Here is a 2,741-nt window from a genome sequence, read left to right as displayed (position 1 = left end):
ACGCAGCTGCAGTCCTCGACAGTGAACTTCGACGTGGCGCTGCACGAGCTGCTGCCGGCGCTGGTGCAGGGCGGCCAGGTGGAAATGCGCGGCCCGCAGCTATGGGACATCGAGACGACGAGCCGGCACCTGAAGGAAGGCGGGGTGACGTTCGCGCGGATCCCGACGGCGTACTGGCAGCAGTGGCTGCGCACGCCCCCGGCGCGCGCGGACCTGGCTGCGCTGCGGCAGATCACGGTGGGCGGTGAAGCACTGCCGGGTGATGCCCTCGCGCAGTGGCAGCGCGGCCCGCTCGCGCATATCCAGCTGGATAACCTGTACGGACCCACCGAGACGACGGTGGCATGCATGTACCGCAGGACAGACGCAGCGGATGCGCAGCAGACAGTGGTGTCGATCGGCGGTCCCTACGGATCGCGCTGCGTGTATGTGCTGGACCGCTTCGGCAACGAAGTACCGGTGGGTGGACTGGGTGAGCTGTGCATCGGCGGACTGACGCTGGCGCGTGGCTACCTGGCGCGCCCGGGGCTGAGCGCCGATCGCTTCGTGCCGGACCCGAACGTGCCGGGCGCACGCCTGTACCGCAGCGGCGACCTGTGCCGGCGCCGGGCGGACGGCAGCATCGACTTCCTCGGTCGACTGGACCAGCAGGTGAAGCTGCGCGGTTTCCGTATCGAACTGGGGGAGATCGAGGCGGCGCTGCGGCAGGTTGAAGGCGTGAGCGCGGCGGTGGTGGCGCTCGCAGGCGCGGGCGAGGCGCGCCAGCTGGTGGGATACGTGGTGGGGAGCGCCGATGAGCGTACGCTGCGGCGCGCGCTGGAAGCACGGCTGCCGGGCTACATGGTGCCGGGAGCGTTCGTGCGGCTGGAGGCGCTGCCGCTGATGCCCAACGGGAAGGTGGACCGCGCAGCGCTGCCGGCGCCACAGGCAGGCGAAGCACGCGAGCGGGTAGCGCCGCGCACGGTGCTCGAAGGGGAACTGCTGGCGATCTGGGCCGCAGTGCTCGGACACGACGCACTGGGCGTGACGGACAACTTCTTCGAGGTAGGCGGCCACTCGCTGCTGCTGATGCAGGTGGCCTCGCGCATCCGCCAGGAGCTGGGACGGGAGGTATCACTGGCGACGCTGTTCCAGCATCCGGTGGTGGAGAGTCTGGCGGCGCAGCTGGAGTCGGGCGAGGTGCGCGCGGTGGAGGCGATCAGGCGCCGCGAGGCAGGCAGCCGGATTCCGCTGACGTGGGCGCAGGAGCGGCTGTGGTTCCTGTGGAACCTGGAGCCGCAGAGTGCGGCGTACACGATCGCGGGGGCAGTGCGGCTGCGCGGAGCGCTGGACGTGGGCGCGGTGCGTGCAGCGCTGGACCAGCTGGTGATGCGTCACGAGAGCCTGCGCACGCGTTTCGTGGAGGAAGACGGACAGGCGTGGCAGGTGGTGGATGAAGTGAATGAAGCGTCGGGCTACGGCTGGCGCATGGAGAATCTTGCAGGGCACTCAGGCTCTGTGGCACTGGAAGCGAAGGTGAACGCACTGTCGCGCGAGCCATTCGACCTGCGCGCAGGTCCGATGCTGCGCGTGACGCTGCTCGGATGTGGACACGAAGAATGGGTGCTGCACCTGTCGATGCCGCACATCGTGTCGGACGCGTGGTCACAGGCGATCCTGCTGCGCGAGTTCTCGCAGCTGTACACGCAGGCGGTGAGCGGTGACACGGACACAACCGCATTACCGGAATTGGCGGCACTACCGGTGCAGTACGGCGACTACGCGCAGTGGCAACGCCGGCATCTGGACGCAGCAGCGCTGGAGGCGCAGTACACGTACTGGGAACAGGAGCTGGGTGGCGAACAGCCTCTGCTGGAACTGCCAGTGGACCGCGTACGGCAGGGTGCAGCAGGCAGTGCAGGCGCGTGGGTAGAGCGACGCGTCGAAGCATCGCTGGCGCAGGCACTGGAGCGTGTATCGCACGCAGCCGGCGCGACACGCTTCATGACGCTGCTGGCAGCGTTCGGGGTGATGCTGGGACGCTACAGCGGACAGGACGATATCCGCATCGGGATGCCGGTGGCGGGCCGCGAGCGACTGGAGACGGAGCCGCTGATCGGCTTCTTCGTGAACACGCTGGTGGCACGGGTGACACCACGCGGCACGCAGCCGTTCGGCGAGGTGCTCGCGCAGGTGAAGGAACGGGTACTGGGTGCACACGCGCATTCACAGGTGCCGTTTGCGAAGCTGGTGGAGCGGCTGCAGCCGCAGCGCAGCGTGAGCCACACGCCCCTGTTCCAGGCGATGTTCGACTACAGCGCGGAAGAAGGCGCGCCGGTCGGATTGCCGGGGATCGAGGTGAGCACGCTCGAAGGCGGGACCGGGACGACGCAGTTCGACCTGTCGATGCAGGTGTCGGGGAGCACAGAGGACGGTGGACTGCGCATCGCATTGAACTACGCGACGGACATCCTCGATGAAGGCACGGTACAGCGTCTGCTGGACAGCTACGTGCGGGTACTCGAGCAGGTGGCGGCGCAGCCGGATGTGCGGATTGCGCAGATCGGTCTGCAGGCCACGGAGCGTGCACCACGCGAGCTGGAACACTACACATTCGTGCCGGTGGCACAGCGCATCGCACAGCAGGCCGTGCAGACACCGCAGGCGATGGCGATCCGCTGCGGACAGCAGACGCTCAGTTACGCGCAGCTCGATCGCTGGTCGGATCACATTGCCGGAGAACTGCAGGCGCGCGGTGTGGG

Annotated in this window: 1 protein-coding gene; it reads left to right on the top strand. The window is 68.2% G+C overall.

The genetic code is table 11. The features are described from left to right. Positions 1 to 2,741, top strand: a 2,741-nt coding sequence (locus BWP39_RS31315; RefSeq protein WP_157915215.1) for a condensation domain-containing protein, incomplete at both ends; no start/stop codon positions are given.

The organism is Paraburkholderia acidicola (genome assembly GCF_002362315.1).
Lineage (GTDB): Bacteria > Pseudomonadota > Gammaproteobacteria > Burkholderiales > Burkholderiaceae > Paraburkholderia > Paraburkholderia acidicola.
The sequence above is the reverse complement of the archived record's forward strand: the minus strand, read 5'-3'. Positions and strand labels throughout refer to the sequence as shown.